The organism is Saccharopolyspora spinosa NRRL 18395 (assembly GCF_000194155.1).
Taxonomy (GTDB): domain Bacteria; phylum Actinomycetota; class Actinomycetes; order Mycobacteriales; family Pseudonocardiaceae; genus Saccharopolyspora; species Saccharopolyspora spinosa.
On record NZ_GL877880.1, the window covers coordinates 96,648 to 110,020 of the forward strand.

Sequence of the window (13,373 nt, forward strand, 5' to 3'; positions counted from 1 at the left end):
ACGGAGCCGCGCGCGCACTAGCGTTGAACGCGCCATGACTCCGAACAGTGCCAGTTCGCTCCGATTCCTTTGGTCTCTGCTGGTGCAGCGGCCGGGCTTGCTGACGCTCGCGACAATTTCCGGCGCGTCGTGGATGCTGCCGACCGCCCTGATGCCGCTGGTCGTCGGCCAGGCGATCGACACCGGGATCCGCGGCGCCGACGGCGGCGCGCTGCTGCGCTGGGTGCTGGTCGTGCTGGCGCTCGGCGTCACGCTGATGGTCGCGGCCGGCGTGCTGACCTGGGCGGCGCACACGCTCTGGCTGCACGGCACGGCGGGCGCCCAGCGGATCGCGCTCGGCCATGTGGTGGGCCTCGGCGGCACGCTGACCCGCAAGGTCCGGGCCGGTGAGGTGGTCACGGTCGGTGCGTCGGACGTCTTCCGCGTCGGCGGGCTGTTCGAGGTGATCGGTCGGGCGACCGGGTCGCTGGTTTCCTTCGCGGTCGCCGCGATCATGGTGCTGTGGATCTCGCCCGTAATGGGCGTCGTCGTGTTGATCGGCGTGCCGCTGGCGACCGTGGGCATCGGGCCGCTGCTGAACCCGCTGCGCCGCCGCAACGAGGCGCAACGGGAACAGTTGGCGCAGGTCAGCGCCCAGGCGTCGGACATCGTGTCGGGCCTGCGGATCCTGCGCGGCGTCGGCGGCGAGTCCCGATTCCACGTGCGGTTCGTCGACGCCTCCCGGCGGGTCCGGGACGCCGGGATCGCCGCCGGGCGGCTCGAGGCGCTGCTGGCCGGTGCGGAGATCCTGCTGCCCGGCCTGGTCACGGTGCTGGTGACTTGGCTCGGCGCGCGGCTGGCGCTGGACGGCACCATCAGCGTCGGCGAACTGGTCGCGTTCTACGGCGTGTCGGCGTTCCTGGTGATCCCGGTCCGCACCGCCACCGAGGCGGCCTACGCGTTTTCGGCCGGGCACGTCGCGGCTGGTCGCATTCGTGCGCTGTTGCGGCTGGAGCCCGAACTGCCGTCGCCGAAGCACCCGAAGTCGCTGCCGCCGGGCCCGCTGGACCTGTTCGACGAAGCGACCGGGCTGCGGATCCCGGCGGGCGAGCTGACCGTGATCGACGCTGGCGAGCAGGCGGAAGCCCTCGCCGAGCGCCTGGCCGACGAGGCGATCGCCGGTAGCGTGCCGCTGCGCGAGGTCGATCGGGACGAGGCGCGTCACCGAATCGTGTTGGCGCACAACCAAGACCTGCTGTTCGCCGGACCGGCGCGGGCCGAACTTGACCTCGAGTCCGATGTGGATGTCGACAGCGCGTTGCACGCGGCCGATGCGCACGACGTGATGTCCGCGCTGCCGGCCGACGGGCTGCTGGACGAGCGCGCCCGCTCGCTGTCCGGCGGCCAGCGCCAGCGCTTGCTGCTCGCCCGCGCGTTGTGCACGGACGCCGACGTGCTGATCCTCGACGAGCCGACCTCGGCGGTCGACGCGCACACCGAGGCGCGGATCGCCGAGCGGGTCAGCGAATTCCGCCGGGGCCGCACCACGGTCGTGCTCAGCCAAAGTCCACTATGGACAGCGGTGGCGGATCAGGTGAGGCGCACGGGGGTCGGCGCATGACGACGAAGCTCCCGCTGGCGGACGGGACGGCGGTTCGCCGCTGGGTCTGGCGAACCCTCCTGGTGCACCGCCGCCGGTTCGCCGCGATGATGCTGCTGTTCGGCCTGGCGACGCTGGTCGGGCTGATCGGCCCGCAGGTCCTCGGCAACCTCGTCGACTCGGTGATCACCGGCACCACCACCGGGCACGTCGACCTGCTCGCCGCGGGCTGCTGGCGCGCTCGGCTCGGCTGCGCGCGACGATGCTCGGCGAGCACCTGCTGGCGGAATCGCGCGAGAGCATGGTCGGCCACGCGCTGCGGCTGCCGCTGGGCACCGTCGAGGCGGCCGGCACCGGCGACCTGCTCAGCCGTGCCACCACGGACGTCGACCGGCTCGACTACACGATCCGCAACGCCGCGCCCGAGATCACCACCGCGCTGATCACGATCCTGCTGACCGGTGCCGCGATGATCGTCACCTCGCCGCTGCTCGCCTGCGGGATGCTGGTCGCCGTGCCGCTGATGGTCCTCAGCACGCGGTGGTACCTGCCGCGATCGCTGCCGAACATCCAGCAGATCGCGGAGTCCTGGTCGGAAGTCCAGTCGAGCACGCACGAATCTGTCGAGGGCGCGCGGACCATCGCGGCCCTGCGGCTGGCCGGGCGCCGCACCGCGCGCAACGAGCAGGTGCTGGGCCGGGCCCTGGACGCCGAGAAGCGGCACCGGTTCCTGCTCACCGCGTGGCTGCCGTGCCTGGAGCTGTCGTACGTGCTGCCGATCGGCGCGATCCTGCTGATCGGCGGCTGGGCCTACCAATCCGGGTTCGCCGAGCTCGGCACCATCATCACTGTCGTGCTCTACGCCCAGGCGATGTCGAACCCGTTCGACGAGCTGTTCATGTGGCTCGAAGAGCTGCAGACCGGGCACACGGCGCTGCAGCGCATCCTCGGTGTCCGCGAGGTCCCGGCGGCCGACGATGGCGACGCCCCGCGCCGCAACGGCGAGACGACGGGCCGCGACCTGTTGATCCGCGACGCGCGCTTCTCCTACCGGCAGGACCGGGAGGTGCTGCACGGCGTCGACCTCACGGTGCCTGCCGGGCAGCGGTTGGTCATCGTCGGCCCGTCCGGGGCCGGGAAGTCCACGCTCGGCCGGTTGATCGCCGGGATCAGCCGCCCGGACTCCGGGTCGGTCGCGTTCGGCAGCACCGAGATCACCGAGCTGCCCGCCGAGCAGCTGCGCCGCGAAGTGGTGCTGCTGACCCAGGAACAGCACGTGTTCGCCTGCACGCTGCGGGACAACCTCACCCTGCCGGACGGCGAGGCGTCCGAGGACCAGCTGACCGACGCGCTCAAGTCGGTCGGGCTGCTGGAATGGGTGGAAGCGCTGCCGGACGGGCTCGACACGGTCCTGGGCGCCGGCGGTCACGCGGTTCCGGCAGCCCGCGCGCAGCAGCTCGCGCTGGCCCGGGTGTTGCTGGCCGACCCGCACACCGTGGTCCTCGACGAAGCGACGTCCCTGCTGGACAACGCCACTTCGCGGGAACTGGAGCGGGCGCTTTCGACGCTGCTGGCCGGGCGCACGGTGATCGCGATCGCGCACCGCCTGCACACCGCGCGCAACGCCGACCAGGTGGCCGTGATGGCAGACGGCCGCATCGTCGAGCTCGGTAGCCACGCGGAACTGCTCGCCGCCGACGGTTCGTACGCGCGGCTGTACCGGGTGGCTCAAAGAAGGTTTTGAAAGTGGTTTTCGCAGCGCTGCGGGGCGCGTCGGTCCTGCAGGAGTTACGTCGCCGTCTCCGCTGAGGAATACCCGACATGTTGTATGTCCACCACGCGCGTCGAGGCTGTCCTCGCGAGCGACGTTCGGAGAACCCGCGGTGGTGAAAGCTGAGCCTCGCGCCGCAAGCGGCAGCCGCCGCTTGCGGGAGAGCATCTCAGCCCAGCTGAGAACGCAGCATCCGGCGCGCCGCCGCGCGTGGATCGGGGTCGCTCTCGATCAGCGCATTCACCACCGCGCCGTCCACCAGCGCGATCAGTTCGAGCAGCCGCTCGCGGCTGACCTCCATGCCGCTGCGGCCGAAGATCTCCGCCAGCAGCTGGTGCAATTCGGCGCTGAGCTCGCGCATCAGCGGAGCGAGGTAGGGGCGGCGCGGCGAGCCGACCAGCCGCTCGTACCGCAGCAGCACCGGTTCCGCGCCACCGTCGCGCGACCCGGTGCCCAGCAGCAGGTCCAGCAGCAGCTCGATCACGGCTTCGGTGCTGCGGGGGCCTTCGGCGAGTTCGTCGAGCTGGGCCCGGCCGGTGGCCAGTTCCTGCCGCGACTCGTACTCGACGGCGGCGCTGATCAGGTCGTCCAGTGACGAGAAATAGTAGGTGGTGGATGCCAGCGGGAGGCCGGCGCGTTCGGCGACCGCGCGGTGCCGCACCGCGTCGAAGCCGCCCTCGGCCAGCAGCTGCGCGGCAGCCACCACCAAGGCCTGCCGCCGCCGCTCGCCCTTCGGAGTACTGGCCGATGTCATGTCTGCCGATCCTATGCGCCGCCGGGCATGGCCCGGACATTTCGGAGAGCCGGTCCCGGCCTCACTCTCGTGGCGAGCAGTTTGCCCGAGACTGCCCGCGAAACCTCGGGTACCCGGCCCTGAAATCGGTTTCGGTCCTCGTTCGTGGCGGATCTCGAGGCTGTCGCCTCGGAGCCCACCCGGGCCGGGTCGCGTTTTAGCGCGAAATCGCCGCCCGTTCCCGGGTGGGCGCTTGGTTGGCGTCCACGAGCCCGGTCAGTGGCCGACGCCGGCGAGGTTCAGGCCGATCACACCCGCGACGATCAGCACGATCGAGACCAGCTTCATCACCGAGAAGCCGTCGCCCAGCCAGACCATGCCCACGATGGCCGTCAGCGCGGCGCCGATGCCGGTCCACACCGCGTAGGCGGGGCCCGCGGGCAGCTCGCGCATCGCATACGCCAGGCCCGCGAGGCTGACGGCGGCCAGCACGAAGAAGGACACGGTCGGGATCAGGCGGCTGAAGCCGTGCGAGAGCTTCAGCGAGATCGCCCAACCCGCTTCGAACACTCCCGACACCATCAGAATGATCCAGGCCATCATCGCTGGTCGCCCTTCCCTCGGTCCTGCAGCGGAACCACCCGCCGAATTTCTGGCACCAACGTACCGATAATCTGGTACGAACGTACCGTTCTGGTGATGGAAGACACCACAACCCGAACACACCACCCTCGGGGAGAACCGTTTCCACAGGTCATCGCGCTTTTGAAACGGAGCGCCGCACCTGCGCAGCTTGCACCGCGGCGGGTTCTCAGACTGTGCCCACCCCGTCAGGGTTCATGGCGAGGCCGATCCCCAGCGCCGCGTATTGGTCATACACAAGTCGGGGATCCCGGAGCCCAGACGGCGTCTGAGGTTCTGCCACCCGCGCCCCTACGCAAACCACGCTGACAAGAACCTCAATCCGAAACCCCTCACGGGCGGTGAGCAGGCGGAACAAGTCAGTACTGGGCGGCGAGGTCTCCCGCGATCGACGCGATCCGAGCGCCGTACGGCGCAGCAGGGGAACCGGCGTCCGGGTCGCTGAGCACGACGACCAACTTGCCGCTGCGCGCCTGGCGCACCGACAGCTCGGTGCCGTCCGGGCGCCGCACGTCACCGGGCGTGGTCTGGTCCGGCGGTATCGTGCCCACCGGGCCGACGATCACCGTGACGCTGCCCGTCGCAGCCCCGTCGCGCAGCACGAACAAAGCCGTCTTCGACCCGGACGGGCAGGGCTTGGCGGCGACCGGAGCCGTCTCGGCCGCCTCGGGCAGCTGCCTGGTCACCGCGGCCGCGAGCTGCGCGTCCGGCCCGCACCCCGAGCGGTCGCCCAGGACGCCGGGCCCATCGAAGCGCGGGGAGCTCGACGCTGTCTCCGGCACCGATTTGCTCGCGACGTGGCTGGTCTCCGACTGCCCGAACAGGCCGGTCCCCAGGCCCACGCCGCCCACCAGCACCGCTGCCGCGACGACCGTGCCCCCCACCGCCGCCATCCGGCGCCGCGCCGTGATCCGCCGCGAGGCCCGCGCCACGTCGTGCTCGTCGAACGACGACGGAGGAACGGACTGCACCGAATCGCGAAACAGCTCTTCAAGCTTGCGCTCGTCCACCTACCCGCACCTCCTCACGCCGACCGCAGGTCGCCGAGCTCGTCGCCCAGCGCTTCCCGCAACGCCGCCAGCCCCCGGGCGCACTGGCTCTTCACAGTTCCCTCGCTGCACCGCATGACGGCCGCCACCCCCGCGACGTCCAACCCCTCCAGGAATCGCAGCACCAGCACCGCGCGCTGCTTCGGCGGCACCTTCTGCAGGCCCACGAGCAGCGTCTGCCTGGTCGCCACCGCGTTGTCCACGTCCGGCGAATCCACCGGGCGGTCCGGCAGCACCTCCGCAGCGCGCTCCCGCCGCCACGGCCGCCGGGACTCGTCGATCACCGCGCGGGTCAAGGTGCGGCGCACATACGCGTCCAACGCGCCCTTGTCGCGAACCTTGCGCCAATGCCGGTGCAACGCGATGAAGGCGGTCTGGGCGAGATCGTCCGCGCGGTGCCAGTCACCGCACATCATGTACGCCATTCGACGCACCGCCTCCCGCCGAGCCACGAAGTACTCCGCGAACTCCTGCTCTTCGCGCTGGTCCACGCGGAACTCTCCGCTCGTTTCGTGCCTGCACCTGTAGGACGGGATCGCCGACCCCAACCGTTGCACGCCCCGGTGCCGTCGATCCACCCCGTGATTGATACCGCAGTCGCCGCATCCGTGTCCGCAGGATTCTTGCCCTAACCCGGTGTGGATGTGATGTGATCTGCTTGTGACCAACACGGCACCGATCGACCTCCGCTCCGACACGGTCACGCGTCCCGACGAGCAGATGTCTGCGGCGATGGCCGCCGCGGAAGTCGGCGACGACGTGCTCGACCACGACCCGACGATGCGCGCGCTGGAAGAACGTGCCGCGCAGCTGCTCGGCACCACCGCAGCGCTGTGGGTGCCGAGCGGCACGATGGGCAACCTGATCGCGCTGATGCTGCACCTGAAACGCGGCGATCGGTTCCTCGCGCCGCGCGGCTCGCACGTGCTGCACCACGAGCTCGGCTCCGCCGCCTGGCTGGCCGGCGGCATGCCGGACCCGCTGGAGTGGAGCGCCGGTCCGACGCTGTTGTGCCTGGAGAACACGCACAACAGCGCGGGCGGCACGGTGATCCCGCTGCACGAGCACGCCCAGCTGGCGGCGGCTGCGCGTGACAGCGGGCTGCGGGTCCACCTCGACGGGGCCAGGGTCTGGAACGCCTCGGTGGCGCTTGGTGTGCCGCCAGCCGCGCTGACCGTCGGCGTCGACACCGTGCAGGCTTGCCTGAGCAAAGGGCTCGGCGCCCCGGTTGGTTCCGTCGTCGCAGGTAGCGACGACTTCGTCAGGGAAGCCCGCCGGGTGCGCAAGATGCTCGGCGGCGGGGTCCGGCAAGGCGGCGTGCTGGCGGCGGCCGGACTCGTCGCGCTGGACCGGATCGACGCGCTCGCCGAGGACCACGAGAACGCCCGCGCGCTCGCCGCAGGACTGGCCGAGATCGGCTGGGAAGTCACCCGTCCGCAGACCAACATCGTTCTTGCGGCCGTTCCCGATGTGCGGCTGACCCTGGAACGCTTGGACGTGGCCGGAGTGCGAGCGGTGCCGATGAGCGGGCAGGTCCGGTTCGTGACGCACCGCGACGTGTCGACGGCCGACATCAAGGAAGCGCTGCACAGGATCAGCGAAGCGCGCATTTGATATGACTTATGCCACATCAAGGACTGGCGTCGTCGGACGAGTCTGAGAACCCGCGACGGTGCAAGCCGCGTAGGTGGACCAAACGACTGCGCTTCAAAGATCAAGAACGGGTACTGAGCTCCAGTCTGGAGGACACATGGTGCGCTGGGTCGTGTTCGACTACGGCGAGGTGATCAGCCGACGCACGACGGCGCTGCCCGCGATCGCGGCGCTGCTCGACGCAGATCCGCCGGAGTTCGAGAAGGCCTACTTCGCCGAGCGCGTCGCCTACGACTGGGGTCTCCCCGACCTGGAGTACTGGCAAGCGGTGGCGGCGAGGCTGGGCAAGAGCGTCGATGCCGAGCTGTCCGAGCGGCTGACCCGCGCCGACGTCGCTGGCTGGTCGGAAACCGAGCCGGAATCCGTGCAACTGCTGGAAGACCTGCACCGGCAGGGCGTCACGATGGCGGTGCTGTCCAACGCGTCGTCGACGTTCGGGCGAGCGGCGGAGCAGACGAACTGGGCGCGGCTGTTCAAGCACCTGATCTTCTCGGGCGACCTGCGACTGGCGAAGCCGGACGCGGGGATCTACCGGGTCCTGCTCGAAACGCTCGACGCCCCGGCGGATGAGTGCCTGTTCTTCGACGACCGCCAGGAGAACGTGGACGGAGCTCGCGAAGCGGGCCTCCACGCGGAGCGCTGGCAGACCGCGGAAGAGGCCCGAGCCACCCTCCGAACCCACGGCGTCCTCCCCTAACCAGCCCCCTTTCCCCAGCCAAGGGCGCTTCGCCCCCTTGATACCGCAGCGCGAAGCGCCTGCTTGGGGGGTGGCGGTCCGGCGACGGGTAGGTGCCCCTCACTCATCACTTGATTGGGTGGAACGGGTGAGGTGAGGGGCACCCTTGAGCGGCTGTGCCGCTCAAGGGTGCCCCTCACCTCGTTCCAATCGAGGGTCAGGGTTTGATCTGCTTGCGGTCCCGGGCCCAGCCGATCGCGGCGGTGGCGACGAAGAGCACGCCGCCGATCACGGCGAGCCAGAACAGCCCCTTGATGACGAAGCCCGCCACCGAGATCACCAGCCACAACAGCAACAGGCCGCCGATCACCTTCCACAACATCGCAAGCACCTCAGCTCGACCGCGCCGGATCCCGTCCTGCCTCCAGCGTGCCAGACAACCAGCCCGCAGCGGCCTCCCGAAAGCCCATACCAGGGAAAACTCAGGGAACCCCGAGAACAGCCGCCACCGGTCAGAACCCGTGAGCATTTCTGCGCGCCACAGCGTCTAGCGCGAAGCGAACGGCTCGTTCACCTCGGTAGACGGCGCAAACGGTCCGTTCGCTTCAACCACCAGCCCGCCAACCCCACGAGACACATGCGAAGCGAACGGCTCGTTCACCTCGGTAGACGGCGCAAACGGTCCGTTCGCTTCAACCAACGTCTTCCGGAACTGTCGTTGACAGCCCCCGGAGCATTCATGGGTCAGGAGGCGCCTGGGAGCCAGCGGGACAGGCGGTCCAGGGCTTCGGCGATGTCTTCGGTGCTCCCGGCGAAGGACATCCTCAGGAAGCGGTTGCCCAGCACCGGGTCGAAGTCGACACCCGGCACCACCGCGACACCGGTTTCGTCCAGCAGCCGCCGGCAGAATCCCGTCGCGTCGTCGGTGAGGTGCCCGATGTCCGCCCAGGCGTAGAACGCCCCGTCGGCCGGGGCGACCCGGGTGATGCCGAGGTCCGCGAGGCGCTTCAGCAGCAGCTCCCGATTCGTCCGGTAGCGCTCGACGTGCGCGCCGACCTCGGCGTAGGCGTCCTCGGAGAACGCCGCGACCGCCCCGTGTTGCGACAGCGCGGGCGGGCAGAGCGTGAAGTTCCCGGTCAGCGAGTCCACCGCGCGGCGCAGCCGCGGCGGCACCAGCATCCAGCCCAGCCGCCAGCCCGTCATGGACCAGAACTTGGAGAACGAGTTCACCACGACCGCTTCGCGGGCGAACTCCCACGCCGAGTGCAGTGAATCTCCGTAGCTGAGCCCGTGGTAGATCTCGTCGCTGATCAGCTGCACGCCGTTGGTCTCGCACCACCGCGCGAGCCCGGCTAGCTCATCGCGGGAGAGCACCGTGCCGGTCGGGTTCGCGGGGCTCGCCACGATGAGCCCGCGCACCGGCTCGTCGAGCGCGTCCAGCATCGCCACGGTCGGCTGGAAGCGGGTCGTCTCGTCGCACGGCAGCTCCACGACTTCGCAGCCCAGTGCCGCCAGGATGTTCCGGTAGGCCGGGTAGCCGGGGCGAGCCAGGGCGACCCGGTCCCCGGCGTCGAAAGCGCTGAGGAACGCGAGCAGGAAGGCGCCGGAGGCGCCGGTCGTCACCACGACGTCGTCGGCCTGGACCGCCAGTCCGTAAGACCGGTCGTAGTGCCCGGCGATCGATTCGCGCAGTTCAGGAAGGCCGAGCTGCTCGGTGTAGCCGAGCGCGTGGTGGTTCAACGCCCGCGCGGCGGCTTCGCGGACGGCGTTCGGCGCGGGCGTGGCGGGCTGGCCGGCGGCCAGCGAGACCACGTCGCCCTTCGACCGCTGCCGCGCTGCGGCCGCGGACAGAACCTCCATCACCTGGAACGGCTCGACGGCCGCCCGCTCGGCGACCCGTAATGCAGTGGCGCTGTCGAACATGCCCCCAGCCTGCCAGGTGCCTGGTCAACCCCGGACACCTGGCCGCCTCCCGCTGGCACCTCTCCTTCGAATGCAAGCTCAGACACGGCCTTTGAACGCGGGCTTTGTCCTTGAAGCGGCGAAGCCGCCTAGCTGTGGTGTCCGGGGAGATTGTCCTGGGTTGAGGGTGAGGAAGACCTCCGGTTGTGAAGTGGAGATGTCGAGTAACCACGTTCACGACCAGGATGCCTGCGGGGACACCCCGCACCCCGGGCTATCTCGCGAGGACAGCCCCGACACGACGTATTGGACGTAACGCGCGCGGGGATCCGGGAGTCGAGAAGTCCTCTGAGGTTCCGCCGTCGGCACCGCCATGCAAAACGGGCCTGGAAACAGGTGCCCGTCAGTAGCCCTGGTAGCCGCCGCCCTGGGACATGGACTTCAGGCCCGGGTGCCCTCCGAAGCCGCCGTAGCGGTCGAAGGTGTAGCGGACCCCGGCGATGATGTTGTCCACCGGATTCCAGATGTCGCCGTGCCCGGGGAGCTTGTGCGCCTGGAACGTCGGGTCGATGCACTGCATCAGGCCCTTCGACGGCGTTCCCTTCGCTGCGTTGGAGTCCCAGTCGTTGATCGCGTGCGGGTTGCCGCCCGACTCCTTCTGGATGATCGTCCAGATCTCGTCGATGTTGTCCTCGGTGACCGGGATGCCGTTGGCTTGCAAGATCTTGATGGCCTCCCGGATCCACTGCTCGACGTTGCCGGGCGGCGGACCGCTGCTGGGCGGGCCACCGCTGGGCCCGAGGCCACCGCCGCCACCGCCGCCTCCGCCACCGGAGCCGCCGGAGCCGCCGGATTCACCGCCCCCGCCACCACCGGCACCACCAGAACCGCCAGAACCGCCGGACCCGCCGGATGAGCTCGACTCGGCGCCGGGCGTGGCGGACTGCTGGTTGGTCTGCGAGGGCGGGGTCACGTCCCAGTCGACCTGCCGCCCCGGGGTCGGCGTGAACGGTTGCTCGCCGGCCTTCGGCAGTGAGGACAACGCTCCGGTGAGCCCTGCCGCGGCGCCGCGCAACTCGCCCAGCGCGGCGTCGAGCTTCGAGTTCGCCTCGTCGATCTTCCCCTTGGCCTCCTGGGCGTGGTCCTGCATGGCCTTCCTGATGGCCTCGTCGCGCCGTCCCGCCGCCTCCTCCTTGGCGGCCTGGTCGGTCGTTCCGGCGATCTCCTTCTGGTAGGCGTCCTCGGCGCGCCGCGCATCGGCCAGCGCCCGCTCGCCGATCGCGTTGGCCTGGTCTTTGGCGGCCTGCACCGCCTCCGCCGCTCGGTCCAGCACGTCGGCCGAGCTCTGCAACGCCTCGCGGGCCTTGTCGAACCCGCCGGTCATCTTGCCCATGTAGGCGACGAAGGCGTCCGCGGAGGCACCCTCCCACGCCCCGTCGAGACTGCGCACGGACTGGTCTAGATCGTGCCCGTGGTCGCCGGTCGTACCGGCCGCCTCGCGCCAGCGGTTGCCGATCGCGCGGATGTCCTCCGGTTTGCTGTCCTCGATCTTGCGCAGCTGCTCGGCGAGCTCGCCCCCACCGGGCTTGCTCGCCACCTCTCCTGAAATCCCCATCTGGTCCCCAGTTCAGCGGAACGATTCGACGTTCGCCTGGTCGATGTCCTCGACGGTGGTCCGCACCGCGTCGAGCGCGCTGCTCGCGCTGCGCAGCAACTGCTCCCCGGCGTCCAGCTCCCGCTTGCCCGTGGCGTCGAGCTCGGTGATCGCGGACGCGAACGATCCCGCCGCCTCCAGCTCGCCGAAGATCGCGCCGTCGACGTGCTGGCCTTCGAAGCCGTCTCCGACCGCCCCGACCGGCCCGGCCTTGCCGTCCAACACCGCTCGGCAGTCCTCCAGGGCTTGTATGTTGTAGCCCGCCTGGGTCACGGCTCCTCCTCGCGCTCAACCCCGCACATTCGACGGCGGGCACTGCGGCCCGGTTCCGCGGGCCAGAGCAAGAACATCAGAAAAACCCGCCCGGTGTCGGGGAATTCCCAATCATCGGGCGGGTTTCAGCGAAGTTTCGAGCCAGTCAGGCGGTCGGAAGCGATATTTCGCCCTGCACCGCACGGAGTGCGATGTCGGTGCGGTAGTGCGAGCCAGGCAGGTGCACGCCCTCGACCCGGCGGTACGCCTCCTCGCGGGCCGTCGCCAGGTCCGCGCCGGTGGCCACCACCGACAGCACGCGGCCGCCAGCGGAAAGTACCGCGCCGTCCTCCCGGCGACGGGTGCCGGAGTGCAGGACGCCCTGGACGTCGCCGCCCTGGATCACGTCGTCGACGCGCGGCCGCCCGGGGTAGCCCTCCGCGGCAACCACGACGGTCACCGCGGCACCCGACTCCCACTCAAGCGGCGGCTGCTCGGCCAGCTCGCCGCGCGCGACGGCGTTGAACAGCGACGCCAGCGGCGTGTGCAGCAGCGCCAGCACGGCCTGGGTCTCGGGGTCGCCGAAGCGGCAGTTGAACTCGATCACCTGCGGGCCGCTAGAGGTCAACGCGAGACCGGCGTACAGCAGTCCGGAGAACGGCGTGCCGCGTCGCGCCAGCTCGTCGACCGTCGGCTGCACGATGGTGCGCACCACTGTCTCGACCAGGTCGTCCGGTGCCCACGGCAGCGGCGCGTAGGCACCCATGCCGCCGGTGTTCGGGCCCGCGTCGCCGTCGCCGACCCGCTTGAAGTCCTGCGCGGGCAGCAGCGGGACCACCGTGGTGCCGTCGACCAGGCAGAACAGCGACGCCTCGGGGCCGTCCAGGAACGACTCCAGCAGCACCGGGTGCCCGCCGTCGAGCAGCTTGAGCGCGTGCACCCGAGCCGCGTCGAAGTCGCCGGTCACCAGCACGCCCTTGCCTGCCGCCAGTCCGTCGTCCTTGACCACCCAGGTGGGGCCGAAGTGCGTCAGCGCGGCGTCCAGCTTCGCCGGGTTGTCCACCACTTCGCTGTGCGCCGTCGGCACACCAGCCGCGAGCATGACGTCCTTGGCGAACGCCTTGGAGCCTTCGATGCGCGCGGCGTCCTTCGACGGGCCGAAGCAGGGGATGCCAGCCGCCCGGACCGCGTCGGAGGCGCCCGCGACCAGCGGGGTCTCTGGGCCGAACACGACGAGGTCCGCCTGCCACTTGGTGGCCAGCCCGGCCACCTCGTCCGGCTTCGCGACGTCGACGCCGTAGGTCTCGGCGAGGGCAGCGGTGCCCGCGTTGCCCGGCGCGCAGGCCAGCGCGGTCACGGACGGGTCGTGGGACAGCGCCAGGACGATCGCGTGTTCCCGGCCACCGCCACCGATCACGAGGATTCGCACAAACCGTGAGGGTAGAGCGTGCGGCACGCCACG

Annotated in this window: 12 protein-coding genes and 1 pseudogene; 4 read left to right on the forward strand and 9 right to left on the reverse strand. The window is 70.3% G+C overall.

The genetic code is table 11. The features are described from left to right. The first annotated feature begins 34 nt into the window (after positions 1-34). Together SSPN_RS0131015 and SSPN_RS46715 are read left to right on the forward strand one after the other, a co-directional pair. Entirely contained in the window at positions 35-1,600 is a 1,566-nt protein-coding gene (locus SSPN_RS0131015) for an ABC transporter ATP-binding protein (protein WP_010312734.1), read from the forward strand. After that, positions 1,597-3,323, forward strand: a pseudogene (locus tag SSPN_RS46715) (ABC transporter ATP-binding protein). The gene SSPN_RS0131015 and the pseudogene SSPN_RS46715 overlap by 4 nt, the downstream one beginning before the upstream one ends. Before the next feature lie 196 nt (positions 3,324-3,519). On the opposite strand, the gene SSPN_RS0131025 reads toward SSPN_RS46715, so the two are convergent. The 4 genes from SSPN_RS0131025 to SSPN_RS0131040 form a co-directional block, all read right to left on the reverse strand. Further along, complete coding sequence (locus SSPN_RS0131025) at positions 3,520-4,104, reverse strand: TetR/AcrR family transcriptional regulator (protein ID WP_010312738.1); 585 nt, start codon at positions 4,102-4,104, stop codon at positions 3,520-3,522. A 255-nt stretch (positions 4,105-4,359) separates the two neighbouring features. Beyond that, on the reverse strand, positions 4,360-4,683 hold the full coding sequence (locus tag SSPN_RS0131030; protein WP_010312740.1) for a DMT family transporter: 324 nt from the start codon (positions 4,681-4,683) through the stop codon (positions 4,360-4,362). Between the two features lie 401 nt (positions 4,684-5,084). Beyond that, positions 5,085-5,735, reverse strand: coding sequence for a hypothetical protein (locus SSPN_RS0131035; RefSeq protein ID WP_010312742.1), 651 nt, complete (start codon positions 5,733-5,735; stop codon positions 5,085-5,087). Positions 5,736-5,749: 14 nt separating this feature from the next. Then, positions 5,750-6,265, reverse strand: coding sequence for a SigE family RNA polymerase sigma factor (locus tag SSPN_RS0131040; RefSeq protein ID WP_010312744.1), 516 nt, complete (start codon positions 6,263-6,265; stop codon positions 5,750-5,752). 169 nt (positions 6,266-6,434) lie between these two features. Between SSPN_RS0131040 and SSPN_RS0131045 the strand changes: the two genes are divergently transcribed. Beyond that, positions 6,435-7,388 (forward strand): threonine aldolase family protein, encoded by a 954-nt coding sequence (locus SSPN_RS0131045; RefSeq protein WP_010312747.1) that lies wholly within the window; start codon positions 6,435-6,437, stop codon positions 7,386-7,388. 136 nt (positions 7,389-7,524) lie between these two features. Then, positions 7,525-8,124 carry an HAD family hydrolase gene (locus SSPN_RS0131050; protein WP_010312748.1) on the forward strand — a complete coding sequence of 200 codons (600 nt, stop codon included), beginning with the start codon at positions 7,525-7,527 and terminating at the stop codon, positions 8,122-8,124. Positions 8,125-8,320: 196 nt separating this feature from the next. Here SSPN_RS0131050 and SSPN_RS57925 read toward each other — a convergent pair whose 3' ends face one another. From SSPN_RS57925 to purD, 5 genes are all read right to left on the reverse strand, one after another. Continuing rightward, the gene (locus tag SSPN_RS57925; protein WP_010312751.1) at positions 8,321-8,485 is read right to left on the reverse strand and encodes a hypothetical protein; all 165 of its coding nucleotides are present in this window, start codon (positions 8,483-8,485) and stop codon (positions 8,321-8,323) included. A 362-nt stretch (positions 8,486-8,847) separates the two neighbouring features. Further along, the gene (locus SSPN_RS0131060) at positions 8,848-10,026 is read right to left on the reverse strand and encodes a pyridoxal phosphate-dependent aminotransferase (protein WP_010312753.1); all 1,179 of its coding nucleotides are present in this window, start codon (positions 10,024-10,026) and stop codon (positions 8,848-8,850) included. Positions 10,027-10,408: 382 nt separating this feature from the next. Next, positions 10,409-11,602: a WXG100 family type VII secretion target gene (locus SSPN_RS0131070; protein WP_010312756.1), complete on the reverse strand. Its 1,194-nt coding sequence runs from the start codon at positions 11,600-11,602 to the stop codon at positions 10,409-10,411. A 30-nt stretch (positions 11,603-11,632) separates the two neighbouring features. Beyond that, on the reverse strand, positions 11,633-11,932 hold the full coding sequence (locus tag SSPN_RS0131075; protein WP_010312758.1) for a hypothetical protein: 300 nt from the start codon (positions 11,930-11,932) through the stop codon (positions 11,633-11,635). Between the two features lie 145 nt (positions 11,933-12,077). After that, positions 12,078-13,340, reverse strand: coding sequence for a phosphoribosylamine--glycine ligase (gene purD / locus SSPN_RS0131080; RefSeq protein ID WP_010312761.1), 1,263 nt, complete (start codon positions 13,338-13,340; stop codon positions 12,078-12,080). Positions 13,341-13,373: the final 33 nt, after the last annotated feature.